The sequence below is a fragment of the Burkholderia sp. F1 genome (assembly GCF_050813845.1).
In the GTDB taxonomy this organism is placed as follows: Bacteria; Pseudomonadota; Gammaproteobacteria; order Burkholderiales; family Burkholderiaceae; genus Burkholderia; species Burkholderia ubonensis.
The window spans coordinates 1041600-1066917 of the sequence record NZ_CP172422.1 but is presented as its reverse complement, the minus strand read 5'-3'; the positions used below and the strand labels follow the sequence as shown (position 1 = coordinate 1066917).

Sequence of the window (25318 nt, the reverse complement as noted above, 5' to 3'; positions counted from 1 at the left end):
AATGAGACGACCCCGCGAATCCGGCTTCACGCTGATCGAGATGATCGTGACGGTCGCGCTCGTGGCCATCATTGCGTCCGTCGCCACACCGTTCTTCAAGATCCAGCAGCAGCGCGAGAAGGAGCGTGAGCTCAAAGCCGCACTAAGGGAAATCCGGTCCGCGATCGATGCATACAAGCTGGCGGGTGACGAGGGGCGGATCGCGCGCGCCGCCGATTCGACCGGCTATCCGAAATCGCTCGATCAACTGGTCGCTGGAGTGGTTGATCAGCGCGATCCGAAAGGCCACAAAATTCATTTCTTGCGCCGAATTCCGTACGATCCAATGAATCCGTCGCCCCCAACCTCGGCCGCGGATAGCTGGGGCAAGCGCAGCTATGCCAGCGATGCCGACAGCCCGCAGGAAGGGGTTGACGTGTACGACGTGTTTTCGTTGAGCGACAGAAAAGGCATCAATGGCATTCCGTACCGGAAATGGTAATGATTCGCCGAAGACGCGCGCGTGGCTTCACGCTGATCGAACTGCTGGTCGTCCTGGCAATCGTCGCGACCCTGCTGTCGATCGTCGCGCCACGCTACATCCATCAGACCGACCGGGCAAAAGAAGCGGCACTCAGAGAAAATCTGGTGGTGATGCGCCGCGCGCTGGATGAGTACTACAGCGACACGGGAAAGTACCCGGAAAAACTGACCGAGCTGACTGAGCACCAGTATCTGCGCGCGCTGCCGCTCGATCCCGTGACCGGCCGATCCGACAGCTGGGTGCCGGTCATCGGGACCGACAATGAAGATAAAACCGTCGTGGACGTGAAAAGCGGCGCGCTGGGCAAAGCGCTCGACGGAACCGATTACAACGCATGGTAAGACGTCACGGTCATCCCGGCCGTCAGCGCGGCGTCGCCTATTTCTGGGCGTTGCTGGTCATCCTGTTGATCACGCTCGGATTGGGCAAGTTATTGGACAACGCGGTAAAGACCAACCAGCGTGCACGCGAGCTCGAGCTGCTGTACGTGGGCAATCTCTATCGCCATGCCATTCGGCAATACTCGGAAAGCACGCCGGCGGGTACTCGGCCCTATCCCGACAAATTGGAGGATTTGTTGCGCGACCCGCGCTATCCGGTCGTGCGCCGGTATTTGCGTCGTCTCTACCCGGATCCGGTCACGGGGCAACCCCTTGAGCCCATTCTCTCCCCCGAGGGAGGCGTGATGGGTGTACGCAGCACATCCTCGAAAAAGCCGCTCAAAGCAGCAGGCTTCCCGGAAGACCAGGCGGTATTCGCAACAGCGCCAACCTATCGGCAGTGGGAATTCAGCTACGTGCCGAAGATCGCGAATCCACCTGCCAAGTAAGCCATTTCATTCACCCATTCGGCTGATACCCGCGCGACCTCGCGCCGCCTACAGTAACCGGGATCGACACCCTACCGGAGAACGACATGCCCCACCCGCCTCCCCGCACGATCGTGATCACCGGCGCGGGCACCGGCATCGGCGCCGCGTGCGCGCGACGCTTCGCCGGCCACGGCGACCGGGTCGTGCTGATCGGCCGGCGTCAGCCGCCGCTCGACGCGCTGGCGGCCGACACCGGTGGCCTCGCGCTCGCCGGCGACGCCGCGAGCACGGCCGACTGGCTCCGCTTCATGCCCCGCATCGCCGAGCGCTTCGGCCGCATCGACGCGCTCGTCGCCTGCGCGGGCGGGCACGGCCTGGGCCGCGCGGACGAAACCGACGATGCGCAGTGGCGCGACGCGCTGCACGCGAACCTCGACACCGCGTTCGTCAGCGCCCGCGCGTGCCTGCCCGACCTGATCGCGCAACGCGGCAGCATCGTGCTGGTCGCGTCGATCGCGGCGCTCGCGGCCGGGCCCGGCGTGTGCGGCTACACGGTCGGCAAGCATGCGCTGCTCGGGCTCGCGCGCTCGCTCGCGCGTGACTACGGGCCGCACGGCGTGCGCGCGAACGCGGTCTGTCCGGGATGGGTGCGCACGCCGATGGCCGACGCGGAAATGGCACCCTTGATGGCACAGCACCGCGAATCGCTCGACGCGGCCTATGCGCGCGTCAGCGCCGACGTGCCGCTGCGGCGCGCGGCCGAGCCGGACGAAATCGCGGCGGTGTGCGCGTTCCTCGCGTCGCCGGACGCGTCGTTCGTGACGGGCGCGACGCTCGTCGCCGATGGCGGCGCGATGGTCGTCGACGTGCCGACGCTCGCGTTCGACGGCCTGTGATGTCGTGACGTGCAACGCCGGCCTCCGTCATGCCTTGAACGTGATCCACGGCTTGAGCCGCACCGCGCCGCGTATCAGGCCGGCCTGCTCCTGCGCGTCGATCACGGGGCCGATCGGCTTGTACGCTTCCGGCGCTTCCTCGATGCGACGCTCCTCGCGAAGCGTGACGCACGTCCATGCGCCCGGCGCGCGCTCCGTGCGAAGCCGCCTGACGGCCTGCCGGCGCACGCTCCGGCCGGCGCCGTGGCTGCAGGACCACAGCCAGTCCGGGTGACCGAGCCCCGTCACCAGGAACGACGCGTCGCCCATCGAACCCGGGATCAACGCGAGGTCGCCTTCGCGGGCCGGCGTGGCGCCCTTGCGATGGATATTCATCCCGTCTTCCTGAAGCACGACGTTGTGCGGCACATCCACGACCAGCGCCGAATGCGTCCCGCCCGTCAGCTCGGCGAGTTCCTTGCGCACCATCTCGGCGAGCACCACGCGATTCAGCCACGCATAGCGCGCGGCCGTGCCCATGGCGGCCAGATACTCGCGCGCCAGCTCCCCGGAGAGGCCATACAGGCCGCTCTCCGGATGCTTCAAGCCCGCCGGCCAGGCTGCACGCGCGCGATCCATCCAGCGCCGCCCGACGTAGAAGCCGACATCGCGCGAGCCGCTGTGGATCATCACGACGACGTCGTCGCGCGCGAGCCCGGCGCGATAGGCCGCATGCCGGTCGAGCACTTCGTCGACGACCTGCAGCTCGACGAAATGATTGCCCGAACCCGGCGTGCCGAGGCACGGATCACGAAACGTTTCCCGGGCCCCGACGTGCGCGTCCGGCGCATACTTCGAACTGCCGTCGAACCGGTCGAGACCGATGCACGCGGACAGCTCGCGCACGAGCCGGTCTCGATCGACCTGCCGCCAGATGCCGTGCGGCGCGACACGATCGATGAACGCGTCGGGGCCCGTGTCGAACAGCGCGCGGAATGCGGCGCCGTTGACCGGCACGTCCCGGTGATCCGCCAGGATCGCGCGGGTCAGACGCTCGACGATGCGCGATTCGAGCGGCGCGAGCGACGACCGCTTGAGTCCGGTCGTCAGCAGGCGCATCCCGCAGTTGATGTCGGTGCCGACCGCGGCGGGAATCACGAACGCGTCGTCGGTCGCGACGATCGATCCGACGGGCGCGATTCCGCCCGGATGAAAGTCCGGCGTCGCGCATGCCTTGCAGACGCCGTGGCGATGATCGGGCGAACGCACCGCCGCGAAGGACAGCAGTTGCCGCACCGCCTTCTCCTCGAGCGGCAAGGCGGCGGGCAACAGCACGGAGGCCTGCGACTGTTCGTTGCGCAGGTGGTAGACGCCGGCCTGGTAGTCGACGCGGATGCCTTGCCGTTGCAAGGCTTTTTTCAAGCGGGGAAAAGTAGACATCGCTGCTTGGAATGGAAAAGGTACGACGCGACCTCAGGCAAACCGGTGGTCTTGAGTACCTTCCCGCAGCAGCGTCAAGGAAGGGAGCGCGGATCATAGCAGAAGCGCATTGCAGACGGGAAGACGGTGACGAGCATGCTGTCGCAAGCCGCCAACACTGCGGCGCTTCCTCTCCCGATCGGCATGCCGGACGTCGTCGACGCATCGTTCACCGCAAACACCCCAGCCCCACCAGCGTCGCCTCGACAGCCGCGTCGAGCGGCGTATGCGGTTCGCGCCCCAGCACCGCGGCCAGCCGCGCGTTGTCCAGGCGGACCGGTTCGCGCCACAAATAACGCATCTCGAGCAGCTCGCGCAGCGTCGGCACGAACGGCGACGCCGCGCGCACGAGCCACCACGGGAAGCGCCGCATTGCCGGACGCACCCCGTGCCGTTGCGCGACGCGGCAGATCGCCTGCGCCATTTCCGTGCCGTCCGCGTCCCAGTGCCCGGCCAGGTGGAAGCGCGCGAACGGCGCCAGCGTCTCCCGCCGCGCGATCAGCTCCACCATCGCGCGGGCGACGTCCGGCAGGTACGCCCATTGATGACCGACGCCGCGCCGCCCCGGCAGGCTCACGGTCCCGAGCGGCTGCCCGGGTTTCACCAGCCCCTGCGAAAACCAGTTGTTGCCGGCCCGCGGCCCGAAGAAATCGCCCGCGCGCACGACGATCGTCCGCACGCCGCGCGCGGCCGCGTCCTGCAGCCGGCGCTCCAGTTCGACCCGGATCGCCCCCTTGCGGGTGGACGGATGCTGCGGCGCGTCTTCATGCAGGACCGGGAACGCGTCGGCGCCATAGTTGTAGACCGTGCCCGGCAGCACGACGGTCGCGCCCGCCGCCGCGGCCGCCGCGATCGTGTTGTCGATCATCGGCAGCACCCATTCGGACCAGCGGCGATAGCCGGGCGGATTGACCGCATGCACGATCACCGCGCATCCGCGCGCCGCCTGCATCACGGCATCGCGGTCGAGCGCGTCGCCGCGCACCCAGGCCAGCCCGTCGCGCTGCGCCGTTGCGTCCGTCAGCCCGCGCCGCAGCGCCCGCACGCGCCAGCCCGCGTCACGCAGCTGCCGCGCGACTTCCCCGCCGATGCCGCCCGTCGCACCGAGCACCAGCGCCTGCCGTTCCGTGCGTTGACCTTCCGCCGCCATTGCCGCTCTCCTGAAATGAATCCGTCGTGAGCGCATTCTGGGCCGCATTGGGATAGCAAGGAATTGGCGAACGTGATCGATCCGCTATACATTTCCGTATGACCTCCGATCTCAACTGGGAACTGTATCGAACCTTCCTCGCGGTGCTGACCGAAGGGTCGCTGTCGGGCGCGGCGCGCGCGCTCGGCATCACGCAGCCGACGGCGGGCCGGCACGTCGCCGCGCTCGAAGCCGCGTTCGGCCAGACCCTGTTCACCCGCTCGCCGTCCGGGCTGCTGCCGACCGAGGCCGCGCGGGCGCTGCGCGGCCATGCCGAGACGCTGCGCAGCGCGGCGGCCGCGTTCGAACGCGCGGCGGCGAGTCACGGCGCCGGCGTCAGCGGCGTCGTGCGGATCTCGGCGAGCGACGTGATCGGCGTCGAAGTGCTGCCGCCGATGCTGTCGCAGTTGCGGCGCGACCATCCCGGGCTCGTCGTGGAGCTGGCGCCGACCGACCGCATCCAGGATGTACTGAACCGTGAGGCCGACATCGCGGTCCGCATGGCGCCGCCCGCGCAGGATGCGCTCGTCGCGCGGCGCATCGGGAACATCGAGCTGGGCATGTATGCGCGGGACGACTATCTCGCCGAGCACGGCTCGCCGGCGACGCTGGCCGAGCTCGCGCAACATGCGCTGATCGGGTTCGACGCAATGACGCCGTTCTTGCGCGCGGCGACGCACGCGCTGCCCATCTGGAACCGCGACGCGTTCGCGCTGCGGACGGACAACAACCTGGCGCAGCTGGCGCTGATCCGCGCGGGATATGGAATCGGCATCTGCCAGACGGCGCTCGCGAAACGCGATGCGCGGCTCGTGCGCGTGCTGCCGGAACAGGTCGCGCTGCCGCTGGAAACGTGGGTCGTCATGCACGAAGACCTGCGGAACAGCCCGCGCTGCCGGGCGACGTTCGATGCGCTGGTGCGGGGGTTGCTGGCGTATGTCGGAGCGAAGCCGGATTGACGGCGACGCCCGGCCACCTGGAGCCTATCCGATCTTTTGTGTGTGAGGCATAAACTGATGGCCAAGGAGCCACTTTATGCCACGCAAACGCAAGGAAGAAGTGACGATAGAACCGGGCAAGGGGTTGAACCTTGACCCGGAACTGATCAAGCAACTGGTGCCCGGGACGCTGGACCGGGCGACGATCAACGAGCAGCTTGCCGCGCTCAAGAAGGCGATCTTCGAGCGCGCACTGGGCGGCGAGTTGGCCCACCACCTGGGGTACGAGAAGGGCGAAGCCAAGCCGGCTGGCAGCACGAACCACCGCAACGGCACGAGCCGCAAGCGCGTTACGACCGACGACGACCTGCTCGACGTCGAGATTCCGCGCGACCGCGAAGGCACCTTCGATCCGGTATTGATTGCCAGGGGCGAGCGGCGCTTCACCGGGTTCGACGACAAGATCATCGCGATGTACGCGCGCGGCATGAGCGTGCGGGAGATTCAGGGCTTCCTGCTGGAGATGTACGGCATCGAGGTATCGCCGGACTTCATCAGCACGGTGACCGACGCGGTGATCGACGAAGTGCGTGAATGGCAGCAGCGCCCGCTCGAGCCGATGTATCCGGTCGTGTTTTTCGACGCCTTGCGCGTGAAGATCCGCGACGAAGGCGTGGTCCGCAACAAGGCGATCTACCTGGCGCTGGGCGTGCGCCGCGATGGCACACGCGACGTACTCGGTCTCTGGATCGAGCAGACCGAAGGCGCCAAGTTCTGGCTGCGGGTCGTCAACGACCTGAAACTGCGCGGCGTGCAGGACATTCTGATTGCCGTGGTCGACGGCCTGAAGGGCTTCCCGGAAGCGATCAATTCCGTGTTCCCTGAAACGACGGTTCAGACCTGCATCGTGCATTTGATCCGGAACTCGCTGGACTTCGTGAGCTGGAAAGATCGCAAGGCGGCCGCCGCCGCGCTCAAGGAGGTCTACCGGGCGCCGACGGCCGAGGCAGCCGCCGTGGCGCTGGATGCCTTCGACGCCGGCCCGTGGGGCACGAAATACCCGCCGATCGCCGCGCTCTGGCGCCGGGCCTGGGAACAGGTCATCCCCTTTTACGCGTTCGCGCCGGACATCCGGAAGATTATCTATACGACCAACGCGATCGAGTCATTGCACATGCAGCTTCGGAAGATCATCAAGGCACGCGGCCACTTCCCGTCAGACGAGGCCGCGCTTAAGCTGATCTGGCTGGCGCTGCGCAACGTCGTTGCCAAGTGGACCGGCTCCCGGCACGATTGGAAAAGCGCGATGACGCAGTTTGCGTTGCTTTACCCGGAACGGTTCAGCATCGGAATCTGAGTCTTAACCCGCCTCACACACGAAATTCCGGACACCTCCGCCACCTGCCGTCACCGTAAAGCTTGCGATACGGTTCCGGTGACTGTCGCGAACCGTCGCGGCGGCACACCACCGAGCCTGTGGCCCTGATATGGCCGCCTGCGCGCAGCGCGCTACTCGTAGAATTTCCCGGCGAAGAGAATGTCCGCCACCCTCCGCCACGGATTGTCGGGGACCTGATAGAAGCGAAGCCCATCCGTCGACGCATCAGCCCAGTCGACAGCCGCTTCCAGGAACGTCCCGATCGAGTCGTTTTCCCATCCCAGCGCGCCCCGGTCATGCGCAAACGCCGGCGTCCTGCCCGCGATCTCGCGTTCCGCTTTCCAGTCGCGGCCAAGCGCACTCAGGAAATCGACGAACGACCGCTCGTCGACCACGCGCTCCAGCGCGGCCCGCAACGTGTCCGCCATGCTCCGTTTCAGGTCGTCATCCATCCGTCATCCCGCCTTGCCTCATGCCGAAATCATCCGCGCGATGCCGCGCGTCACACCAGCAACTGCCTCGCCAGCACCTCCCGCTCCTGCGTCACCGCTTCCCGTTCGCCAGGCAGCGGCGGCGTCAGCGAGAACACCGCATCGGGCAACGCCGGCAAATGATGCTTCGCGCCGAGCCGCACGAGCCCTTCCCCGATCGCCGACGCGCACAGGCAGCCGACGCCGAGCCCCGCCGCGAGCATCGACTGCAAGCCCGCGACGCCCGATGCGCTGTGCACGAGCACATAGGGCATGCGCTGCTCGTCGAGCAAGCGGACCGCGATCTGATGCATCATGCAGTGGTCCGGCAGCAGCACGAGCGGAAGCGGAGCGGGCAACTGCTCGGCCAGCGCCGGCGCCGCGACCCACGACAGCGGCTCGCGCCGCAACACCCAGCGCATATCGACGGAAGCCGGCCGGAACGGCCCGCTCGACAGGTTCATCACCACGCCCAGATCGATCTGCCCCTTCGCATGCGCGAACTCGATGTCGGCGCTCTTCATCGCGCTGACGTGCAGGCTCAGCTGCGGATAGCATTCGCGCAGCCGCGCCAGCATGCCGGCCACCTCGTTCGTGCGGAAATAATCGGTGATCGCGACCCGCAATTCGCCCTTGATCGCGTGCCCGCGCAGCTCGTCGAACGCGGCCTCGTTGAGCGCGACGATGCGGCGCGCATGCCCCAGCAATCGCATGCCCGCGGGCGTCGGCACGACGCCGCGCTTGCTGCGGACGAACAGCGGCACGCCCGCGCGCACCTCGAGCTTGCGTACCTGCTCGCTGACCGTCGACTGCGACAGATGCAGCAGTGGCGCCGCCGCCGTCAGGCTGCCTGCGTCCGCCACCGCCGCAAACGTCCGCAACTGGTCCAGATCGAATCCGCGCATGTCGCCGCCCATCCATCGAATAACCCGATGGATGCTACCACTCTTTCCCGCTTTTCCGGACCATCTCCCCGCCGCCAGAATGTCGGCTCCACTGCTCGATTCAGCGACGCCCATTCATGACGGACACCACCCTCGCACCATGCGCCGCGGCAACGGACGCGGCCACGGCCACCCCGCGCAGCCATCACGGTTGGGCGCTCGTGGTCCTGCTGGTCGGCGCGCTCCTGCCGCCGCTCGACTACTTCATCGTGAACCTGGCGCTGCCCGCGATCCGCGACGGCATCGGCGCACAGCCCGCCGAACTCCAGCTCGTCATATCGGCCTACGCGTGCACGAACGCCGTGTTCCAGATCAGCGGCGGCCGCCTCGGCGACCTGTACGGACGCAAGCGCCTCTTCATGCTGGGGATGGCGGGCTTCGTGGTCGCGTCGACGCTGTGCGGGCTGGCCGGCAACGGTCCGGTGCTCGTCGCCGGACGCGCGCTGCAGGGCCTGTTCGCCGCGATCCTCTCGCCGCAGGTGCTGGCGACGATCCGCAGCACGTTCACGCCGCACCAGCAGGTGCGCGTGATGGGCTTCTACGGTTTCGTGTTCGGCCTCGCGGCCGTGATCGGCCAGATCGGCGGCGGCGCGCTGATCAGCCTGCATCCGTTCGGGCTCGGCTGGCGCACGATCTTCCTGGTGAATCTGCCGATCGGCGTGCTGGCGCTCGTCGGCAGCCGGCGCTTCATTCCCGAGAGCCGGCCGCCGCGCGGCCAGCGCGTTGATGTGCCCGGCACGATCCTGCTGTCGCTGTTCCTGCTGATGCTCATCTATCCGCTGACACGCGGCCACGAGGCGGGCTGGCCGCTGTGGATGACGGCCTGCCTCGCCGGCGCGCTGCCGATGCTCGGCGTGCTGCTCAAGGTCGAGGGGCGCAGGCTCGCCGGCGGGCACGATCCGCTGCTGGACGTGCGCCTGTTCCGCAACCCGGTCGTCGCGCTGGGGCTCGCGCTCGCGTTCCTGTTCTACGCGATGAGCGCGTTCTTCCTGAGCTACGGGATCTATCTGCAAGGCTGCCTGCAATGGTCGCCGCTCGTGTCCGGGCTCGCGATCCTGCCGTTCGGGCTCGGCTTCCTGGCGAGCCCGCTGCTGATGCCGCGCCTCGTCCACCGGCTCGGCGGCCATCGCGTGCTGACGCTCGGCTTTGCGGCGCTGGCGATCGGTCTCGCCACGGCTGCCGCGCTGGCGGGCACCCGTGCGCCGGGGCTCGCGTTCTACCTGGGACTCGCGGCGATGGGCATCGGCCAGGGTCTCGTGCTGCCGTCCGTCGTGCGGATCGTGCTGGCCGAAGTGGAGCCGGCACGCGCGGGAGTCGCGTCCGGCATGGTCAACGCGGCGATGCAGATCGGCGCGGCGGTAGGCGCCGCGACGCTCGGCGGCGCGTTCTTCGCGCGGCTCGGCGCACATCCGGCCGCGCTCGACTACGTGCAGGGGTTCAGGACGTCGATGTTCGCGCTGACGGCCGTGCTGCTCGTGTGCATCGCGCTGTCGACCGCGCTCGGGCCGCTGCATCGGCGGCTGCACGCGACCGCGTGAGCCGGCGGCTCACCGGCGCCGCTTGCGTTTCGCCTGTCGCGCTTCCCATTCGGCCAGCTCGACGCGATAGCGCTCCATCGCGTCCTCGTACAGGTCGAAGATGCACGGCGAGCAGCCGCTGTTGCAGCAGTCTTCGAGTTCCGGTTGCTGAGGCGGGGTCGGACGCGGATCGTCGGCAGACGGTTCCGGAGAGGCGGGCTTGGGCACGGCGCGGATCGAGTGACGGGGAACGCCCAGTATAAGTGGATGCCGCGCGACCTGCCTGCAACGCCGTGAGGTCAGATCCCGAGTATCGTCACCCTGTCGTGTCGCATGCTGATGTCGCGCGTCCATGCGTCGATCTCGGCAATGACGTTCGCAAGCGCGTCGCAGCAGGCGTCCAGATGATCGACGAACGCTTGCCGCGAACCGCGGAAGACGAAACCGAGCCGATCGAGCGCCGCGGTTCGCTGCGCGGCGTCGCCGAGCATCCGGCGCGTGTCGTTCAGTTCGGCGACGATCAACAGCCAGTAGGTCATGCCGATTCCGGTGAACGCGAAATGGTCGTAGTCGGGTATCTGTCGCTCGATCGCCGGCTCGAGCAGGCCGAAGACTTCCTCTTCGAAGAACAGCGAGCCGGCATTCCAGTTCTTCTGCGCATACGGCCCGCCTATGAGCTCGAAGTACGCGGTGCTGTCGAGCTCCGAGAGATCCCTGATGATCCGGATATCGTCCATGTGTTGTCGTTGTCGCCACGACGCTGCGTCGTCGCGCATTCATCCATAACGGTGCGATTGTCGGCGAATCGGGCAGCGCTGTCGACGGCCTGATGATCGAGATCGCGGCGAGCGCCGGAATCCCGCGCGCCCGTTTCTCCGGGTGCCCTCGCTGACGCGCGCCGGCCGGGACGATCCCGGCCGGCCGCTTCCCTCAATTGCGCACGATCACTGCGCCGGCGCGTCCGGCTTCGCCGCGCCCGTATCCGGCTTGTCGGCCAGCGGCTGCCACGCCGCGCCGACCGAATACCAGTCGATGCGCCGGGTGAGCGTCATGATGCCGGCGAGGATCGCGAACAGCAGCAGCGAACCGAGCATCAGCGCATTGTCTTCCGACAGCAGCAGCCCGTAGAGCGCCGCATACAGCATCGCCAGCAGCCCCGTGAACGCGGCCCCGCGCTTCGCGCTGTGCAGCACGAACGACAGGTAGAAGCCGAGCAGGCCGATGCACGCGCCGCTTGCCGCGAGATACGCGTAGCCGAACGCGATGTGCTCGGACAGGCTCAGCAGCAGCAGGAAGAACAGCGCGAGCGACAGGCCCACCAGCAGGTACTGGATCGGGTGAATGCGCAGCCGCTTCACGAGCTCGAACATGAAGAAGCTCGCGAAGGTGAGCATCACGAACAGCGCCCCGTACTTCGTCGCGCGCTCGGCTTCGAGATAGACGTTGACCGGCTCGATCAGCGAGACCGATGCGGCTTCGAACGCATCGCCCTCGTTGTCGGCCGCAATCTGCTCGCGCACCTTCGTGTTGAAGGACGTCAGGCTCCATGCGCTCACGAAGCCGCCGGCATCGACGGTGCGGGTGCGCGGCAGGAACGCGCCGTCAAAACTCGGGTGCGGCCACGCGGATTTCAGCGAGAAGTCGTTCTGGTCGGCGATCGGCGCGAACGCGACCGACTGCGCGCCGAGCAGCGGCAGCTCGATGCTGAACGGCACGACGTTTCCGGAGGACGCCGCGGCGAACGCGCCGAGGTCGACGTCCGCATGCACGCCCTGACGCAGGCTCGCGAGTTGCGCGCCCTGCTCCATCGACAGCCGCTTGCCGCCGAAAACCAGCACCGGCTGCGCCATCAGGCCGCGAATGTCGCTGATGCCGAATGCGAGGTACGGATTGCCGATCGCGAAGCTCACGTGGCCGGCCGACTGCTGCAGCTGCTTCAGGTCCGGCAACGCGAGCGTGCCCTCCCAGCGGCTCTGCAGGTCGTACACCAGCGCCTTGTGAATGCCGCGATAGCGGACGCTGGTCGCAAGGCCACCCTTGACGCTCAGGGTCTTCGGGAACACCAGCAGGCGTTTCGCTTGGGTCTGCAGGCGCTCGCTCGCCGGCTGGCCGGGCGCCGCCTCGGTCCGGACGCGGGTGACTTCCGTGTACGGCACGACCAGGATCGGCCCGGTCATGGTCTGCGGCCCGGCATAGCTGGACCAGATGCTTCTCAACGCGTCTTCGCGGTACGACGCGCGCTCCTGCACGATGTTGCTCACCAGATGCAGCGGAATCAGGATGAGCAGCACGAGGCACGCCGTGATCAGGGACTTGAACAACAGGACTCGATTCATGTGAGCGGATACCGGAGTGGAACAGTCCGGTAAGCATGATCGTGCCGGGTGAAGCGCCGCCGAAGCGGATGTGAAGCGAATGTGTGGCGAACGTGAAGCGGGCTCCGGGGCTCAACCCGCCGACGGCAGCGTCAGCGTCGCGCAGGCGCCGCCCTCCGCACGGTTGGCGAGCGCGATGCTGCCGTGGTGCAGCATCGCGACCTCGCGCACGAAGCACAGGCCGAGGCCCGTGCTGCGGTCGCGGCCGTCCGGTCGCGGCAGCGAGTAGAACCGCTCGAACACCCGCGCCATCGCGTAGTCGGGAATGCCCGGGCCGTCATCCGTCACGCGGATCGCGATGACGTACGCCCTGCCCGCCGCCTGCCGCTCCACCGCGACCTTGACGACGCTGCCGCGCGGCGCGAAATCCAGCGCGTTCTCCAGCAGGTTGCCGAGCGCCTGGCGCAGCAGGAACGCATCGCCTGTCACGACCGCGACGTCCCCCCTCGCCGACGGCCGCTCCAGTTGCAGCGTCACCCCGCGCTGGCGCGCGCGCGGCTCGGCATCTTCCAGCAGCTGTTCGAGCAGCGGCGTCAGCGCGACCGTTTCGTGCACCGACAGGCGCTGCTTCTGCTCGACCTCGGCCAGCGCCAGCAGCTTGCGGATCATGTGCTCGAGGCGGCCGGCCTGGTGACGGATGTTGTCCGTGAAGCGCCAGCGGTTCGCGACGGGCATCTCCTCCTGCAGCAGCTCGGCCGCGCCGCTGATGGCGGCGAGCGGGCTCTTCATCTCGTGCGTGAGCGTGTGGATGTAGTTCTCGACGTACTGCCGGTCCTCGAGGCGCCGGTGCATGCTCTCCACCGCGCGCCCGAGCTCCGCGAGCTCGTTGGCGCCCTGCAGCGGCATGACCGCGCGCTCGCCCGCCGCGATCGTGCGCGCATAGCGCTGCAGCCGGCGCAGGCCGAGCACCAGCCACCACGTGCACGCGACGCCGATCAGGATCGCGCCGCCCATCAGCAGTGCCCCGTACAGCATGATCTTGCGCTGGCTGCGCGCGATGAACGGCGCGACGGCCTGGTTCGGCTTCGCGATGGTCAGCACGCCGATGATCGCGTTGCCGTTGCGGATCGGCGCGGCGACGTGCATCACGGTGCTGCTTTCGTCCTTCGGGTCCGCACGCGTGCTGCGCGCGCCGTACTCGCCGCGCAGCGTCCGGTAGACGTCGTTCCAGCGCGAATAGTCCTTGCCGAGCGCCTCGCCCGCGGAGTCGTAGCGCACGATCCCGTGCGCGTCGGTGACGTAGATGCGATAGCTGATCGTGTCCTTGCGCATGCCCCAGACATCCGCGCGGACCGGGCTCGCGTGCAGCTTTTCGAGCTGCCGGGCAAAGGCGCCGTCGCCGATGTGTCCGCTGGCCATGTCGTCGGCGGCGAGCGTGGCGAGCACCTGGGCCGTGTCGACCAGCGTGTCCTCCATCGCCTCCCGGACGCCGGGTTTGACTTCCTGGACGAACACCCGCAGCGTGATCAGCGCGGCGAGGCCGACGATCAGGAAGAAGCCGAAAAAGATCCGCAGTCCGATGTGCATGAGTCAATGGCCCGCGTTACGGTTGCAGCGAATAGCCCATCCCGCGATGGGTGCGGATGGGGTCGCGCGCCGGATCGATCGCGCGCAGCTTCGCGCGCAGCGTCTTGATATGGGTGTCGACCGTGCGGTCGGTCGTGTCGATCGCGTCGCGCCACACGAGGTCCATCAACTGGTCGCGCGAATAGATGCGCCCGGGATGCCGGACGAGCAGCGCCAGCAAGCCGAATTCGTAGCGCGTCAGGTTCAGCGTCTGGCCGAGCCACGCGAGCCGAGCGCCGTCCGCATCCAGCTCGAAGTCCGGCGCCACGTCCGGCGCGCCCGGCCCCTGCGCGCGCGGCTGCACGGCCGGCCGGTTGAGCCGGCGCAGGATGACCCGCACGCGCGCGGCCAGTTCGCGCGGGGAAAACGGCTTGACCACGTAGTCGTCCGCGCCGATTTCCAGCCCGACGATCCGGTCGATCTCGTCGTGCCTTGCAGTGAGGAAGATCACCGGCACGTCCGTGAACGTGCGCAGCGTCCGGCAGACTTCGAAGCCGCTGATGTCGGGCAGCCCGACATCGAGCACGACGAGATCGAAGCGCGCTTCGCGCAGGCGCTCCAGCGCGGCATGTCCGAGCGTGCAGTGCACGGTCTGCATGCCGTCCGTGCCGAGCGCGTAGACGATCGTGTCCGCGATGGCCATTTCGTCTTCGACCACCAGGATATTGGGTTGATTCATTGTTTTCGGAGGTCCGCTCGCACAATCCAGCGGGGTATTTTACCCACGGCCGGCAGTCGGCTTTCCCGATCACGGACCTTCGCTATTCCTGCGCTCGACGAGCAGGATGACGGATACGTGTCATTCCGACGCCGCGCCATCGCGGCCTGCCCCATAAAGCGCATGGAACTGGAATGGAAGGTCGGCCAGCTCGGCCTCCAGTTCGTCGTGCACGCAGATGGACTGGAGCCACGCGAGGAACGTGGCTTCAGTCATGAACGAGCGAACCGTGTCCACCGCCGCTGCCCGATTCGCCGCATGAATGAACGCGTTCGTGGCGACGCTGCTGCCGTCCGAACCGAACAAGTAGCGAGACCCGTTCCAATCGATCCGCGGATAGCCGGATTCCGGTAACTCGGACGGGTGCCGGATACGACCGGACAGCAGGTCGTCCGCGCCGACGAACCAGACCATGATTTGCGCGCGCCAGTGGGGATCGTCAATGCTCAGCGCCGATGTCAGCCACGGGCGGATGGCTGCCACGTCGAGGTACTTGAGGCAGAAGAACATCAAGCACGACAGCTTTCCGCCGGCATCGAACCAGCGCCACATGCCGGTTGGCGGGTGGTAGCGCTTGTCGAGGCACATGCCGATGTCGAGCGTCCCGGACGGCCAGCACACGGAATCCATCAGGCATCGGCCCAGCGTATCGAGCACATCGTGACGAAACCCTCGATACGGCTCGCTGGATATTCCATCGGGATATTGCGAGATGAATCCCGTCACCAACAGCTCCACAAGCGCGCTTGCGCCTCTCTCGTGGCCGCGCGGCGTCAATTGGGCCAGCAGGTAGTGGCACCACTGCGCCCATTCCTCGTTGTGACCGAACGATCCCGTGCCGACGGCGATTTCCTCGAGCGGCCTCTCGAGTTCGGTGACATCGAGCGTTTGAAGATCGCGCTGGAGCTCGACAAACATCCTGCGGTCCGCTCCCATGAACCAAGCTTCGCCCATCGGCTTCGGCGGGCACGGGAACGCGCGCCTCAGCCTGGCCAAAGCGTCGGCGGAGCAGCCATTGCCGGGGATCCAACGGAACAGGTCCGATGCCGTGCGCATCATCGTGCTCCCCAGGCGCGGGATGCTCGACGCATATGAAGCCAACCCGTCATGCCGAATCGCCACCGGTGCGACCGAATCTCCGTCGGAATCCCGGCGTGCAGGCAGACCGGCTCCGGGCGAGCGTCACTCGATTGTCCGTTCCGCAAGCGGCGGCCTTTGATTGCCAGCGTCACCATCGCACTGCATCCTCCATCGTTCGTCGTCGATCCATTTGCGCGTCACGCCGGCCGTTTGCCGGGCATGTACCGATACAGCCCCGCGTCGCTGCAAATCCCCGGTTTCCTCATCGCGTTGTGCTTCCGCGTGCTGATCGTCTTGATGCTGCGGCCGTCATGATGCGCGATGACGGGCAGTCAACGCACGCCAGCGCGCTCTGCAGATTCGAACCGGCCTACTCGACCCGGCCGGTCACCGGAATCCACGCGCCGCGGATCGCCTGCGCATCCGCCGACAACAGGAACCCGATCGTCGCCGCGATCTCGCGCGGCTGGACCCAGCGCGTGAAGTCCGCATCGGGCATGTCCGCGCGGTTCGGCGGCGTGTCGATAATGCTCGGCGCGATCGCGTTGACCGTCACGCCCGTGTCGCGCAGCTCCGCCGCGAGCGCTTCGGTCAGCCGCGCAACGCCGGACTTCGCGGCCGCATACGCGCCCATCCCGGGCCCGGCCTTGAGCGCCGCGCCCGCGCCGATGTTGACGATCCGGCCTGACGGACGCTGCAGCAGATGCGGCAGCGCCGCCTTCGACGCGTTCAGCGCCGTCTTCACGTTGAGCGCATACATCCGGTCCCAGGTGGCGACGTCGCCGTCGGCCACCGTTTCCCACGCGAACGCGCCCGCGATGTTGAGCAGCGCATCGAGCCGGCCGAACTCGCGCTGCACGGCATCGAGCGCCTGCACGGCGGCCTGCGCGTCGACCAGGTCGACGCCGCCGAAGCAGCGCGCGCCGACGAGCCCCGCCGGCAGCGTTTCCGCGGCCGGCGCCGCGCCCCGCCCGATCAGCGCGATGCGCGCGCCTCGCGCGCCCAGCCACGCCGCCGTTGCGAGGCCGAGATGACCGAAGCCGCCCGTGATCGCCACCACCGATTCGTTGATGCCGGTTTCCATCGATTCCACCTCCTGGTTGGTTGATTGCGGTGCACGATACGCGCGCCGCCCCCGGTCATTCTGGCATGCGGGCGCGCCGCCGGCCGGCGCGCCCGCCGATGTCCGGGCATAATGCACCGGGCAAATCGGGCCGCTTGCGCATCGACCCGTTTCATCCGTGAAGGCAACGGTGCGCGAAACGTCCGGCTCGTTTCATCGAATCTCCTCCAGTCAATCACATGCAAGTAGTCGTCGTTGGTTCAGGCAAGCTCGCAACCGAGCTGCTCCGCTCGCACAACCTGGGCACCCCGTTTCAGGTTGTATCGTGGTCGGACAGCGCGCGGGCGGACGTCGCGTCGATCGTCGTGCACGCGGGGTCCGGCCGGGAACTCCCCGCCGTGATCGCCTTCTGCCGCGCAACGGGTTCGCCGCTCGTCGAGCTTTCCACGGGCTCCGATCTCGAAACCGGGTCTCACGATTTCCCGATCGTGCTGTGTCCGAACACGAATATCCTGATGCTCAAGTTCATGAGCATGCTGGAAACGAGCGGCCATCTGTTTCACAACTGCGATATCAGCCTCGTCGAATCGCACCAGGCAACGAAGACGTCCGTGCCCGGCACCGCGGTCGGCATCGGCAAATCGCTCGGCCTGCAGCCGCAGGACATCCGCTCGGTGCGGGACCCCGACGTGCAGCGCCGCGAGCTGCACATCCCCGACGACGAACTCGGCCGCCACGCGTATCACCGGATCCGCATCGAAGACGGCGCCTGCAGCCTGCAGTTCGAATCGCGCGTCTACGGCGCATCGCCCTATGCGGACGGCGTGTCGCGCATCGTCGAGGCGGTGGGCCGCCATGCGCTCGAAAAGCGCCGCTATCCGGTGATGGAGTTCGTGCGCAACGGCTGGCTGTAGCCGCGCCTCGTCCGCGACCGTCACGCGAGGACCGCCCCGCTCTCCGGCAACGTCGCGCCGCCGTCGACGACGATCGTCTGCCCGGTGACATACGACGCATCCGCCGACGCAAGAAACAGCATCGCATGCGCGACATCCTCCGGCTCGCCCATTCTCGCGAGCGGAATGTCGCGCGCGATCTGCGCGGCGACCGACGCGCCGCCGAGATTGTCCGCCGCCGGCGTCCGGATCATCCCCGGCTCGACGCCGTTGACCGTCACGTTGCTGCGCGCGAGTTCCAGCGCCGCCGCCCGGATGAAGCCGTTCACGCCCGCCTTCGACGCCGCGTAATGCGCGAGCCCCGGATACGCGACGCGCGGCCCCGTGACCGACGACGTGACGAGCAGCCGCCCCGCCCCCGCGCGGACGAACGCCGGCAGCGCCGCCTGCGCGAGCCAGAACAGCGCGGACAGGTTGACGGACAGCGTCCGCTCGAGCAGCGCTTCGTCTATCCCTGCGAACGGCATCAGCGGAAAGTACGCGGCGTTGTGGATGACGACGTCGAGCCGCCCGCCGTCCCGCTCGACCGCCGCGACGAGCGCGATCAGTTCGTCGCGGCTCGCCGCGTCGACGCGATACGCGCGCGCCGTTCCGCCCGCCTCGGCGATCGCCGCCGCCTGCGCGGCGGCGGCCTCCTCTTTCAGGTCGGCCAGCGCCACGGCCGCGCCGGCCTGCGCGAAGCGCCGCGCGATCGCCGCGCCGATGCCCTGCGCGGCGCCCGTGACCAGCACGACCCGTCCGGCGAAATCCGCGTTCAGCCGGCCGCTGCCGAGCGCGGCGTTCATTGCCCGGCCTCGCCGTCGCGCGGATGCACGGTTTCGTTCAGCACGCGCGCATGCGCACCGACCGGGAAATTCGACAGCGACCTGAAATCACCCCCCTGATAGCCGAAGATCTTGCCGTCCGTCTTGCACTGCGCGAGGTCGATCAGCACGACACCGAGCGTCGGCACCACCTTCTCGCGCCACACGAACAGGTACAGCGCGTCCGCGAGCTTGAAATAGTGGCAGCGGTCCACGTCGGCCAGCCCGCGCTCGACGCCTTCCAGGCATTGCCACGCATAGAAGTGCTCGTTCAGGTAGATGTGCTCGTAGCATTCGGTCGGACTGTAGCGATACATCGTCCGCTTGCCGACCAGCTCGCGGGTCGCCGCATGCGGCGGCCCGGGCTGCGCATGGCCGCCGATCGTGCCGTGCCGGAATGCGACATCGACACCGGTCAGCGGCAATCCGTGCGCGACGCGCGTGAAGGCGTCGATGCGCGTATCCGCCTCGGTCGGCAGCGTGCCGGTCACCGACGTCCACACGCCGCGGTCCGTGTCGATCACGAGGCTCACCGACGTCGCGCGCGCGGCCGACTCGACATAGTCGACGAAGACCAGCCCGCTGCGCAGCTGCGTCACGCGGCACGGCTCATGGCCCTCCTCGCCGGTTGCCGCGTCGCGCCACTGCAGCGTGCGCGGCCCGAACGTATAGACGCGCGATGCGCCGGATGCGTCGCCGAGCGCGAGGGACTGTCCCGCGAGCGCGCCGGCGGGTGCAAGAATGTTCGCGTCCGGCGCGAAGCCGTCCGCGAGCGCGCCCACCTGGATGAATACCGGATCCTGTCGTTCCACTGCCGTCTCCCGTGCAGCTTCAGGCCCGGCGGGCCGTGTACGCTGCTCGTCCGACATGGTGCTTGCAGTGCGCGGCGTGCGGTATCGGCCAAACGGATGAACTGCGCGCGCCGCCCGAACGCGCTAAAGTGCGTCTGATCCGCGCCGGGCCGGCGCGCGAGGAGCACAAATGCATCGTGTCACGCATTACCGCCGCACCTGTGAAGGCGTCGAGGCAATCAGCCTCGATTCCGACCGCGCGTTCCCGCGTCACGCGCACGACGAATTCGGCGTCGGCGTGATCGTCAGCGGCGCGCACCGGTCGTGGAGCGGCCGCGGGCAGGTCGACGCGCAGGCCGGCGACGCGATCATGGTCAACCCGGGCGAGATGCACGATGGCGCGCCGCTCGGCAGCGACGCACGCCGAACCTGGCGGATGCTGTACCTCGCGCCCGCGCTCGTCGCGCAAGCCGCGGCCGAGGAAGGGCTCGGCGAAGTGGAACTCACGCATCCGGCGGTGCGCGACGCGCGGCTGGCCGCCGCCGTGAGCCGGCTCTACGCGCGCATCGTCGGCGACGAAGACGGCGCGTCGCTCGCCTGCGACGAAGCGCTCGTGATGCTCGTCGCCGGGCTGCTCGCGCGGCACGCGAACCGCGTGCCGCCCGCACCCGGCGCCACGCCCGCGATCCGCGCCGCGCGGGAACGGCTCGATGCGGCGCCCGCCGCGCCGGTCTCGCTCGCGGAACTGGCGGGCTTGAGCGGCGTCAGCCGCTTCCAGCTGCTGCGCGGCTTCGCGCGCGAACTCGGCATTACGCCGCACGCATACCTGATCCAGTCGCGTGCGCGCCTCGCCCGTGCGCTGCTCGCGCGCGGCCACCCGATCGCCGACGCCGCGGCCGAAGCGGGATTCGCCGACCAGAGCCACCTGACGCGCGCGTTTGCGCGCCAGTTCGGGATCACGCCCGGACAGTTCGCGCAGGCGATGCGATAGGCGATGCGGTGCGTGGCGAGCCGCGCGCCGGCACGCTGCAATTTCGTTCAAGACGCGCGCCGCCCCGTCACGCGACGATGCGGCGCATGAAGACACGACTGATCGGCTATCTCTATCTCGCCGCCGCGATGACGGGCGTCGGCAGCACCGTCATCGCGAGCCGCCTCGCCGCCGGCGGATTGCCGCCGTTCACCGCGACCGCGCTGCGCTTCCTGATCGCGACGCCGCTGCTGCTCGCGTTGATGCGCGCGCAACGCTTGCGCTGGCCGCGCCTGTCGCGGCGCGACGTGGGGCTGCTCGTGGTGCAGGCGGCGGCGGGCGGCGTCGGCTACACGGTGCTGCTGATCTGCGGCACGCGGCTGTCGTCGCCGCTCGACGCGGGCGTGATGCTCGGCACGCTGCCGGCGATGTCGACGCTGATCGCGGCCGTCCTGCTCCGCGAGCGGCAGACGCCGCGCGACTGGGCGGCCGCCGCGCTCGCAACGTCCGGCGTGCTGCTCGTCACGTTCACGCCCGGCCACGCGGCGCCGTCGATGCGGGCGCTGGCCGGCGACGCGCTGGTGCTGGCGGCCGTCGCCTGCGAAGCCGTGTTCATCCTGCTCAACCGGCGGCTCGCGGTTCCGCTCGCGCCGCTGACGCTGTCGACGGCGATGTCCGGGCTCGGCTTCGCGCTCGCGCTCGTGCCGGCGGCATTCGAATGGCATGCGGCCACGACCGGCTGGACCTCGGGCGCGATCGCGGCGGTCGTCTACTACGCGCTGGTGCCGACCGTGCTCGGCTACCTGTGCTGGTACGCGGGCTCGGCACGCACGAGCGGCACCGAAGCGGCGCTGTTCACCGCCTTCGCGCCGGTATCGGCGGTGCTGTTCGCCGTGACGCTGTTCGGCGAGACGCTGAACGCCGCGCGGCTTGCCGGCATCGCGCTGGTCGTCGCGGGCGTGCTGGTCGGCGCGATGCGGCGGCGGGCGACGACGGCGCGCACGCGGCGCTCGATCCGGTCATCCGCGTGAGCCGCGTCGCGCACCCAATCGCATGAAGCACCGGCATCCCTGTTCGTCCGCATGCCGCTCGCCAAGCGGCATGACACGCCCACGCATGCCCTGCAGGAATGTGTCCGCCCGGCGCAAAAACCGTTGCGCGCCATCGCGCCAGATGCAATATTCGCGTCTCCGCGCACATCGAAAAACAAAACGGAAACCATGAACAGGAAAGAAGCCAGGACGAAAATCGCGGCCATGCTGTCGGCGGGCTCGACGAAGAGCAACGTGTTTGCCGCCCTCTCCGGACAAGGGGTCAAGGATCGCGTGCTGGCGAGCCTGATCGCGTCCCGCCCGGACCCGGAACGCTGCCGGCGCAACACGCTGCATGTCCGCATCCTGGTCGGGCTCGGCATCCTGCAACTGCTGTACAGCCTGTGGGTTGCCGTCACGCTCGCGACCGATGCCGCCACGATCGGCGCGGTGACCGCGAGCGACTGGGCGGCGATCGGGCTGTTCCTCGCGATCACGGTGCCGATCTCCCTGCTGTTCATCTGGGGATTCGCGACGCACCGGGTCGGCGCCTATCACGCGTACATCGCGCTGCTGATCGTGCAGATACCCAAGCAGATCGGGCGCCTGGCCACCACCCCCGGCCCTTCGCTGGTCGGCCTGGCGATCTCGATCGCGCTCGTGGCCTACGTCTGTTCCGTCCGCAACCGGCTGTTTCCCGATTACGTGTGGTTCCGGCCGCGCAAGGTGGACAACCGCTACGCGTTCGTCGAGCACGCCTGAGGCCGTCGCCCCCGCCCGCCCCGACGCAAGCAAAAAGCGCCGTGCCGCCCCGCCATCGCGGGAGCGGCACGGCGCTCGTCATTTCTCGACGCGGTTCGCGGCTTACTTCGCCTTTTCCGCGGTGTCGCTGATCGCCTGCCCGCCCTTCGAAATATCCTGACCCACACCGGCAATCGTGTTGCAACCGGCGAGCGCGGCGGTCACCACCAGCAGCATTGCAGCAATCGTACGCGTCATTCTCAATCTCCTTCGAGTCGAAAAGCCCGAGCGGGCGAAGCGTGAATCGTGTAAGGCGCGGCGTCCTGCGGCGCGCGGGACGCGGGGCCTGACCTGATTATACGAGGCCCGCCGACGCACGCCAGCGGGCCCCGCCCCGAGCTTCGCACAGCCTCGCGCAAGTTTTCCTTGACTTCAGCCGGCGCCGAACTAATATACGCACCGCGTATATTTTCTCGTAGGGTGCCGCCGATGACCGTTCCCCAGCAAGCCTTCCTCCGCGACGCGATGCGCCGCCTCAACATGACCCGCGAAGCGTTCGCGAACCGCATCGGCGTCAGCCGCCGCGCGCTTGATACGTGGCTGTTGCCCGACGATTCGCAGGAGTCGCGCGGGATGCCGGAGATCGTCGAGCGCTTCGTGTCGGAGATCGTCGGCCGCGCCGCGCCGGAAAGCGGCAACCATACGCAAAGCGTAGATAACCACGGGCTGGCGAAGCAGCTCCTGTTCGAGGGCAAGCCGCAGCTGCTGTCGGTCGACCAGTTCTCGCGGGATTCGGTCGAGGCGCTGTTCCGCGTCGCCGACGTGATGCAGCCGATCGCGCGCCGCCGCAAGATTTCGCGCGTGCTCGAGGGCGCGGTGCTCGGCAACCTGTTCTTCGAGGCAAGCACGCGCACCCGCGTGTCGTTCGGCGCGGCGTTCTGCCGGCTCGGCGGCTCGGTGTGCGACACGACCGGCTTCACGTTCTCGTCGATGGCGAAGGGTGAGTCGATCTACGACACGAGCCGCGTGATGTCCGGCTACGTCGACGCGCTCGTGATCCGCCATCCGGAAAAAGGCTCGGTCGCCGAATTCGCGCGCGCGACCAACCTGCCGGTGATCAACGGCGGCGACGGCCCCGGCGAGCACCCGAGCCAGGCGCTGCTCGACCTGTACACGATCCAGCGCGAATTCTCGCGGCTCGGCAAGATCGTCGACGGCGCGCACGTCGCGCTCGTCGGCGACCTCAAGTACGGCCGCACCGTGCATTCGCTCGTCAAGCTGCTCGCGCTGTACCGCGGGCTCAAGTTCACGCTCGTGTCGCCGCCGACGCTCGAGATGCCCGCGTACATCGTCGACCAGATCTCGAAGAACGGCCACGTGATCGAGCAGACGCACGATCTCGCGGCGGGGCTGAAGGGCGCGGACGTCGTCTATGCGACGCGGATCCAGAAGGAGCGCTTCACCGACGAATCGTTCGAGGGCTACACGCCGGACTTCCAGATCAACCAGGCGCTCGTCGACGCCGTCTGCGGGCCCGACACGCTGATCATGCACCCGCTGCCGCGCGACAGCCGGCCCGGCGCGAACGACCTGGCGGTCGACCTGAACCGCGACCCGCGGCTCGCGATCTTCCGGCAGACGGACAACGGGATTCCGGTGCGGATGGCGATCTTCGCGGTGCTGCTCGGCGTGGAGAACCTCGTCCAGCATTCGATGCGCGACGCGACGTGGCGCCCGCCCGCGTACCTCGGGCCGGAGGATGCGGTGTTTCACGGGATCGATTGAGCAGAACGGGCGACACGGACGGGCACGGCGGCGCAAGGGACGGACGCCGCCGCGCCACGGCGATGCACGCGCTTGACCAAATCGCCGGCAGCCATTCGAATCATCAGGCAAAATGCCCGGCGCAGCTTACGTATTGCTTGCGGCGCACGCCGCTCCACCCATTCCGATTCCGTCCAAATGAAACTCAAAACCGCGATGACGCTCGCGCTGCTGCTGGCCCCGTGCCTGGCCAGCGCGGGCAAGCTCGACTCGAGCTGCACGTACAAAGGAATTCGCCTGCAAGGCAAGGTCAAGGTCGTGGCCTCGTCCCCCGACCTGAAGGTGCAGGCCGTCCGCAGCTATCCCGACCTCAAGGTCGAGCGCGTCGACCACTATCCGACCAGTTGCGGCAAATGGCAGATCGTCGACACGCACCCCGATTTCAAGGTCCAGTTCGTCGACCACTATCCGGATCTGAAAGTGGAGTTCGTCAACAGCTTTCCGGGCGTGAGGTAGCAGCGCACCGGTGTTGCGAAGCGCCGGCGCAAGCCCGTTGGCGCGCATGCGGATGGTCCGACGCCGAACTGCGCCATCCGCACCGATGACTCACGCGTTCCGCCCAGCCCCCCCCGACTAGACAGACCGCCCACGGATCGATCACCCGCAGGCCGGCCGCTTCGAATGGCGCGATGTCGCGCGTCGCGACGATCAATCCATTTGCTTCGGCGGTCGCGGCAATATAGCCGTCGGCCGGCCCGATCGCGCTGCCGGCCGACCGCGCGCGTGCGCGCAACTTCGCATAGGCCTCGCTCGCAGCCGTATCGAACGGCAAGATCCGGCCCCGAAATGCCGGCACCACTCTTTGTTCGATGCTTCGATGCAACCAGTCTCGCCGCTTGCCTTCAGGCATTGCCGCGACGCCGAATCTCATCTCGGCCAGACTGATCGCCGCCAGAAACAGCGTTTCGACATTCTGCGCATCGAGCCACTCCAGCACTGACGCATTCGGCGCAGGCCGGAGCGGCTCGGATATGACGTTGGTATCGACAAGAATCATTCGAAGTTCATCGGCTCGGTTGGGGTTGTGTCGCGCTGAATGTCGAGATCGACGCCCCCGATTTCCCGCCCGATTTCCGCCAGCAACGTTCCCAGTTTGAGACGCCCTTCCGGCTGAACCGCTTTCTCGAGGATGTCACGCACCTCCGCTTCAGTGCTGCGTCCATGCTGCGCCGCGCGAATCCGAAGTGCGCGATGGACTTCGTCAGGCAAATTCCGAACGGTTATCACGGGCATGATGCATTCCCATACATTGATTTCAATGCAGTCATCCTAGCATCTT

29 protein-coding genes and 1 pseudogene are annotated in these 25318 nt (G+C 67.9%); 14 read left to right on the top strand and 16 right to left on the bottom strand.

The window, feature by feature from the left end; all coding sequences use genetic code 11:
- Window position 1 precedes the first annotated feature (1 nt).
- From ACFIMZ_RS23905 to ACFIMZ_RS23890, 4 genes are all read left to right on the top strand, one after another.
- Window positions 2-481, top strand: a complete 480-nt coding sequence (locus tag ACFIMZ_RS23905) for a type II secretion system protein (protein ID WP_431824770.1) — start codon at window positions 2-4, stop codon at window positions 479-481.
- A complete protein-coding gene (locus ACFIMZ_RS23900; RefSeq protein ID WP_431824769.1) occupies window positions 481-864 on the top strand; it encodes a type II secretion system protein in 384 nt (127 codons plus the stop codon). The genes ACFIMZ_RS23905 and ACFIMZ_RS23900 overlap by 1 nt, the downstream gene beginning before the upstream one ends.
- The gene (locus ACFIMZ_RS23895) at window positions 858-1352 is read left to right on the top strand and encodes a type II secretion system protein (RefSeq protein ID WP_431824768.1); all 495 of its coding nucleotides are present in this window, start codon (window positions 858-860) and stop codon (window positions 1350-1352) included. Before ACFIMZ_RS23900 ends, ACFIMZ_RS23895 begins: the two co-directional genes overlap by 7 nt.
- Window positions 1353-1438: 86 nt before the next feature.
- Entirely contained in the window at window positions 1439-2230 is a 792-nt protein-coding gene (locus tag ACFIMZ_RS23890) for an SDR family NAD(P)-dependent oxidoreductase (protein WP_431824767.1), read from the top strand.
- A 27-nt stretch (window positions 2231-2257) separates the two neighbouring features.
- On the opposite strand, the gene ACFIMZ_RS23885 is transcribed toward ACFIMZ_RS23890, so the two are convergent.
- Both ACFIMZ_RS23885 and ACFIMZ_RS23880 read right to left on the bottom strand, forming a co-directional pair.
- Entirely contained in the window at window positions 2258-3649 is a 1392-nt protein-coding gene (locus ACFIMZ_RS23885) for an RtcB family protein (protein ID WP_431824766.1), read from the bottom strand.
- Window positions 3650-3857: 208 nt separating this feature from the next.
- Window positions 3858-4838, bottom strand: coding sequence for an NAD-dependent epimerase/dehydratase family protein (locus ACFIMZ_RS23880; RefSeq protein WP_431824765.1), 981 nt, complete (start codon window positions 4836-4838; stop codon window positions 3858-3860).
- A gap of 98 nt (window positions 4839-4936) precedes the next feature.
- Here ACFIMZ_RS23880 and ACFIMZ_RS23875 point away from each other — a divergent pair, with 98 nt between their 5' ends.
- Window positions 4937-5836: a LysR family transcriptional regulator gene (locus tag ACFIMZ_RS23875; RefSeq protein ID WP_431824764.1), complete on the top strand. Its 900-nt coding sequence runs from the start codon at window positions 4937-4939 to the stop codon at window positions 5834-5836.
- A 76-nt stretch (window positions 5837-5912) separates the two neighbouring features.
- Window positions 5913-7172, top strand: coding sequence for an IS256 family transposase (locus ACFIMZ_RS23870; RefSeq protein WP_431819397.1), 1260 nt, complete (start codon window positions 5913-5915; stop codon window positions 7170-7172).
- 152 nt (window positions 7173-7324) lie between these two features.
- Here the strand turns inward: ACFIMZ_RS23870 and ACFIMZ_RS23865 are convergent, their stop codons facing one another.
- Both ACFIMZ_RS23865 and ACFIMZ_RS23860 read right to left on the bottom strand, forming a co-directional pair.
- Window positions 7325-7645, bottom strand: a complete 321-nt coding sequence (locus tag ACFIMZ_RS23865; protein WP_431824763.1) for a DUF7660 family protein — start codon at window positions 7643-7645, stop codon at window positions 7325-7327.
- A gap of 50 nt (window positions 7646-7695) precedes the next feature.
- Window positions 7696-8568, bottom strand: coding sequence for a LysR family transcriptional regulator (locus tag ACFIMZ_RS23860; protein WP_431824762.1), 873 nt, complete (start codon window positions 8566-8568; stop codon window positions 7696-7698).
- Between the two features lie 116 nt (window positions 8569-8684).
- Between ACFIMZ_RS23860 and ACFIMZ_RS23855 the strand changes: the two genes are divergently transcribed.
- A complete protein-coding gene (locus ACFIMZ_RS23855; RefSeq protein ID WP_431824761.1) occupies window positions 8685-10145 on the top strand; it encodes an MFS transporter in 1461 nt (486 codons plus the stop codon).
- A gap of 9 nt (window positions 10146-10154) precedes the next feature.
- Here ACFIMZ_RS23855 and ACFIMZ_RS23850 read toward each other — a convergent pair whose 3' ends face one another.
- From ACFIMZ_RS23850 to ACFIMZ_RS23825, 6 genes are all read right to left on the bottom strand, one after another.
- Window positions 10155-10352 (bottom strand): oxidoreductase-like domain-containing protein, encoded by a 198-nt coding sequence (locus ACFIMZ_RS23850; RefSeq protein ID WP_232442680.1) that lies wholly within the window; start codon window positions 10350-10352, stop codon window positions 10155-10157.
- Between the two features lie 71 nt (window positions 10353-10423).
- Complete coding sequence (locus ACFIMZ_RS23845; RefSeq protein WP_431824760.1) at window positions 10424-10861, bottom strand: hypothetical protein; 438 nt, start codon at window positions 10859-10861, stop codon at window positions 10424-10426.
- Window positions 10862-11068: 207 nt separating this feature from the next.
- Complete coding sequence (gene creD / locus ACFIMZ_RS23840; protein ID WP_431824759.1) at window positions 11069-12460, bottom strand: cell envelope integrity protein CreD; 1392 nt, start codon at window positions 12458-12460, stop codon at window positions 11069-11071.
- Between the two features lie 111 nt (window positions 12461-12571).
- A complete protein-coding gene (gene creC / locus ACFIMZ_RS23835) occupies window positions 12572-14026 on the bottom strand; it encodes a two-component system sensor histidine kinase CreC (protein ID WP_431824758.1) in 1455 nt (484 codons plus the stop codon).
- 16 nt (window positions 14027-14042) lie between these two features.
- Window positions 14043-14744: a two-component system response regulator CreB gene (gene creB / locus ACFIMZ_RS23830; protein WP_431824757.1), complete on the bottom strand. Its 702-nt coding sequence runs from the start codon at window positions 14742-14744 to the stop codon at window positions 14043-14045.
- Window positions 14745-14864: 120 nt separating this feature from the next.
- Window positions 14865-15842, bottom strand: coding sequence for a hypothetical protein (locus ACFIMZ_RS23825; protein WP_431824756.1), 978 nt, complete (start codon window positions 15840-15842; stop codon window positions 14865-14867).
- A gap of 156 nt (window positions 15843-15998) precedes the next feature.
- Here ACFIMZ_RS23825 and ACFIMZ_RS23820 point away from each other — a divergent pair, with 156 nt between their 5' ends.
- Window positions 15999-16178 (top strand): hypothetical protein, encoded by a 180-nt coding sequence (locus tag ACFIMZ_RS23820; protein WP_431824755.1) that lies wholly within the window; start codon window positions 15999-16001, stop codon window positions 16176-16178.
- A 55-nt stretch (window positions 16179-16233) separates the two neighbouring features.
- On the opposite strand, the gene ACFIMZ_RS23815 is transcribed toward ACFIMZ_RS23820, so the two are convergent.
- Complete coding sequence (locus tag ACFIMZ_RS23815; protein WP_431824754.1) at window positions 16234-16947, bottom strand: SDR family NAD(P)-dependent oxidoreductase; 714 nt, start codon at window positions 16945-16947, stop codon at window positions 16234-16236.
- Between the two features lie 218 nt (window positions 16948-17165).
- Between ACFIMZ_RS23815 and ACFIMZ_RS23810 the strand changes: the two genes are divergently transcribed.
- Window positions 17166-17840 (top strand): dihydrodipicolinate reductase, encoded by a 675-nt coding sequence (locus ACFIMZ_RS23810; RefSeq protein WP_431824753.1) that lies wholly within the window; start codon window positions 17166-17168, stop codon window positions 17838-17840.
- 20 nt (window positions 17841-17860) lie between these two features.
- Here ACFIMZ_RS23810 and ACFIMZ_RS23805 read toward each other — a convergent pair whose 3' ends face one another.
- Both ACFIMZ_RS23805 and ACFIMZ_RS23800 read right to left on the bottom strand, forming a co-directional pair.
- On the bottom strand, window positions 17861-18664 hold the full coding sequence (locus ACFIMZ_RS23805; RefSeq protein WP_431824752.1) for an SDR family oxidoreductase: 804 nt from the start codon (window positions 18662-18664) through the stop codon (window positions 17861-17863).
- The gene (locus ACFIMZ_RS23800; protein ID WP_431824751.1) at window positions 18661-19494 is read right to left on the bottom strand and encodes a MoaF C-terminal domain-containing protein; all 834 of its coding nucleotides are present in this window, start codon (window positions 19492-19494) and stop codon (window positions 18661-18663) included. Before ACFIMZ_RS23800 ends, ACFIMZ_RS23805 begins: the two co-directional genes overlap by 4 nt.
- Before the next feature lie 169 nt (window positions 19495-19663).
- Here ACFIMZ_RS23800 and ACFIMZ_RS23795 point away from each other — a divergent pair, with 169 nt between their 5' ends.
- The 3 genes from ACFIMZ_RS23795 (at window position 19664) to ACFIMZ_RS23785 (ending at window position 22236) form a co-directional block, all read left to right on the top strand.
- Window positions 19664-20464, top strand: a complete 801-nt coding sequence (locus ACFIMZ_RS23795) for an AraC family ligand binding domain-containing protein (RefSeq protein WP_431824750.1) — start codon at window positions 19664-19666, stop codon at window positions 20462-20464.
- Between the two features lie 86 nt (window positions 20465-20550).
- On the top strand, window positions 20551-21474 hold the full coding sequence (locus ACFIMZ_RS23790) for a DMT family transporter (protein ID WP_431824749.1): 924 nt from the start codon (window positions 20551-20553) through the stop codon (window positions 21472-21474).
- A 189-nt stretch (window positions 21475-21663) separates the two neighbouring features.
- A complete protein-coding gene (locus ACFIMZ_RS23785; RefSeq protein WP_431824748.1) occupies window positions 21664-22236 on the top strand; it encodes a permease in 573 nt (190 codons plus the stop codon).
- A 102-nt stretch (window positions 22237-22338) separates the two neighbouring features.
- Here the strand turns inward: ACFIMZ_RS23785 and ACFIMZ_RS23780 are convergent, their stop codons facing one another.
- Window positions 22339-22473: an entericidin A/B family lipoprotein gene (locus ACFIMZ_RS23780; protein ID WP_029226154.1), complete on the bottom strand. Its 135-nt coding sequence runs from the start codon at window positions 22471-22473 to the stop codon at window positions 22339-22341.
- 231 nt (window positions 22474-22704) lie between these two features.
- On the opposite strand from ACFIMZ_RS23780, the gene ACFIMZ_RS23775 reads away from it, so the two are divergent.
- Both ACFIMZ_RS23775 and ACFIMZ_RS23770 read left to right on the top strand, forming a co-directional pair.
- Window positions 22705-24000, top strand: coding sequence for an aspartate carbamoyltransferase (locus ACFIMZ_RS23775; RefSeq protein ID WP_431824747.1), 1296 nt, complete (start codon window positions 22705-22707; stop codon window positions 23998-24000).
- Between the two features lie 177 nt (window positions 24001-24177).
- Window positions 24178-24495, top strand: a complete 318-nt coding sequence (locus tag ACFIMZ_RS23770) for a hypothetical protein (protein WP_431824746.1) — start codon at window positions 24178-24180, stop codon at window positions 24493-24495.
- Between the two features lie 127 nt (window positions 24496-24622).
- Here the strand turns inward: ACFIMZ_RS23770 and ACFIMZ_RS23765 are convergent.
- Together ACFIMZ_RS23765 and ACFIMZ_RS23760 are read right to left on the bottom strand one after the other, a co-directional pair.
- Window positions 24623-25036 (bottom strand): annotated as a pseudogene (locus tag ACFIMZ_RS23765) (type II toxin-antitoxin system VapC family toxin); the annotation flags it as partial.
- On the bottom strand, window positions 25033-25272 hold the full coding sequence (locus ACFIMZ_RS23760) for a FitA-like ribbon-helix-helix domain-containing protein (RefSeq protein ID WP_431824745.1): 240 nt from the start codon (window positions 25270-25272) through the stop codon (window positions 25033-25035). The pseudogene ACFIMZ_RS23765 and the gene ACFIMZ_RS23760, both read right to left, overlap by 4 nt.
- Window positions 25273-25318 lie beyond the last annotated feature (46 nt).

Bases quoted from the DNA above. Each gene is read 5' to 3' on its own strand.
- ACFIMZ_RS23890 (WP_431824767.1), top strand. From the start codon at position 1,439: ATGCCCCACCCGCCTCCCCGCACGATCGTGATCACCGGCGCGGGCACC.
- ACFIMZ_RS23880 (WP_431824765.1), bottom strand. From the start codon at position 4,838: ATGGCGGCGGAAGGTCAACGCACGGAACGGCAGGCGCTGGTGCTCGGT.
- ACFIMZ_RS23815 (WP_431824754.1), bottom strand. From the start codon at position 16,947: ATGGAAACCGGCATCAACGAATCGGTGGTGGCGATCACGGGCGGCTTC.
- ACFIMZ_RS23885 (WP_431824766.1), bottom strand. From the start codon at position 3,649: ATGTCTACTTTTCCCCGCTTGAAAAAAGCCTTGCAACGGCAAGGCATC.
- ACFIMZ_RS23870 (WP_431819397.1), top strand. From the start codon at position 5,913: ATGCCACGCAAACGCAAGGAAGAAGTGACGATAGAACCGGGCAAGGGG.
- ACFIMZ_RS23865 (WP_431824763.1), bottom strand. From the start codon at position 7,645: ATGGATGACGACCTGAAACGGAGCATGGCGGACACGTTGCGGGCCGCG.
- ACFIMZ_RS23790 (WP_431824749.1), top strand. From the start codon at position 20,551: ATGAAGACACGACTGATCGGCTATCTCTATCTCGCCGCCGCGATGACG.
- ACFIMZ_RS23770 (WP_431824746.1), top strand. From the start codon at position 24,178: ATGAAACTCAAAACCGCGATGACGCTCGCGCTGCTGCTGGCCCCGTGC.
- ACFIMZ_RS23825 (WP_431824756.1), bottom strand. From the start codon at position 15,842: ATGATGCGCACGGCATCGGACCTGTTCCGTTGGATCCCCGGCAATGGC.
- creC (WP_431824758.1), bottom strand. From the start codon at position 14,026: ATGCACATCGGACTGCGGATCTTTTTCGGCTTCTTCCTGATCGTCGGC.
- ACFIMZ_RS23775 (WP_431824747.1), top strand. From the start codon at position 22,705: ATGACCGTTCCCCAGCAAGCCTTCCTCCGCGACGCGATGCGCCGCCTC.
- ACFIMZ_RS23795 (WP_431824750.1), top strand. From the start codon at position 19,664: ATGCATCGTGTCACGCATTACCGCCGCACCTGTGAAGGCGTCGAGGCA.
- ACFIMZ_RS23900 (WP_431824769.1), top strand. From the start codon at position 481: ATGATTCGCCGAAGACGCGCGCGTGGCTTCACGCTGATCGAACTGCTG.
- ACFIMZ_RS23855 (WP_431824761.1), top strand. From the start codon at position 8,685: ATGACGGACACCACCCTCGCACCATGCGCCGCGGCAACGGACGCGGCC.
- ACFIMZ_RS23845 (WP_431824760.1), bottom strand. From the start codon at position 10,861: ATGGACGATATCCGGATCATCAGGGATCTCTCGGAGCTCGACAGCACC.
- ACFIMZ_RS23905 (WP_431824770.1), top strand. From the start codon at position 2: ATGAGACGACCCCGCGAATCCGGCTTCACGCTGATCGAGATGATCGTG.
- creD (WP_431824759.1), bottom strand. From the start codon at position 12,460: ATGAATCGAGTCCTGTTGTTCAAGTCCCTGATCACGGCGTGCCTCGTG.
- creB (WP_431824757.1), bottom strand. From the start codon at position 14,744: ATGAATCAACCCAATATCCTGGTGGTCGAAGACGAAATGGCCATCGCG.
- ACFIMZ_RS23810 (WP_431824753.1), top strand. From the start codon at position 17,166: ATGCAAGTAGTCGTCGTTGGTTCAGGCAAGCTCGCAACCGAGCTGCTC.
- ACFIMZ_RS23805 (WP_431824752.1), bottom strand. From the start codon at position 18,664: ATGAACGCCGCGCTCGGCAGCGGCCGGCTGAACGCGGATTTCGCCGGA.
- ACFIMZ_RS23895 (WP_431824768.1), top strand. From the start codon at position 858: ATGGTAAGACGTCACGGTCATCCCGGCCGTCAGCGCGGCGTCGCCTAT.
- ACFIMZ_RS23780 (WP_029226154.1), bottom strand. From the start codon at position 22,473: ATGACGCGTACGATTGCTGCAATGCTGCTGGTGGTGACCGCCGCGCTC.
- ACFIMZ_RS23875 (WP_431824764.1), top strand. From the start codon at position 4,937: ATGACCTCCGATCTCAACTGGGAACTGTATCGAACCTTCCTCGCGGTG.
- ACFIMZ_RS23860 (WP_431824762.1), bottom strand. From the start codon at position 8,568: ATGCGCGGATTCGATCTGGACCAGTTGCGGACGTTTGCGGCGGTGGCG.
- ACFIMZ_RS23760 (WP_431824745.1), bottom strand. From the start codon at position 25,272: ATGCCCGTGATAACCGTTCGGAATTTGCCTGACGAAGTCCATCGCGCA.
- ACFIMZ_RS23785 (WP_431824748.1), top strand. From the start codon at position 21,664: ATGAACAGGAAAGAAGCCAGGACGAAAATCGCGGCCATGCTGTCGGCG.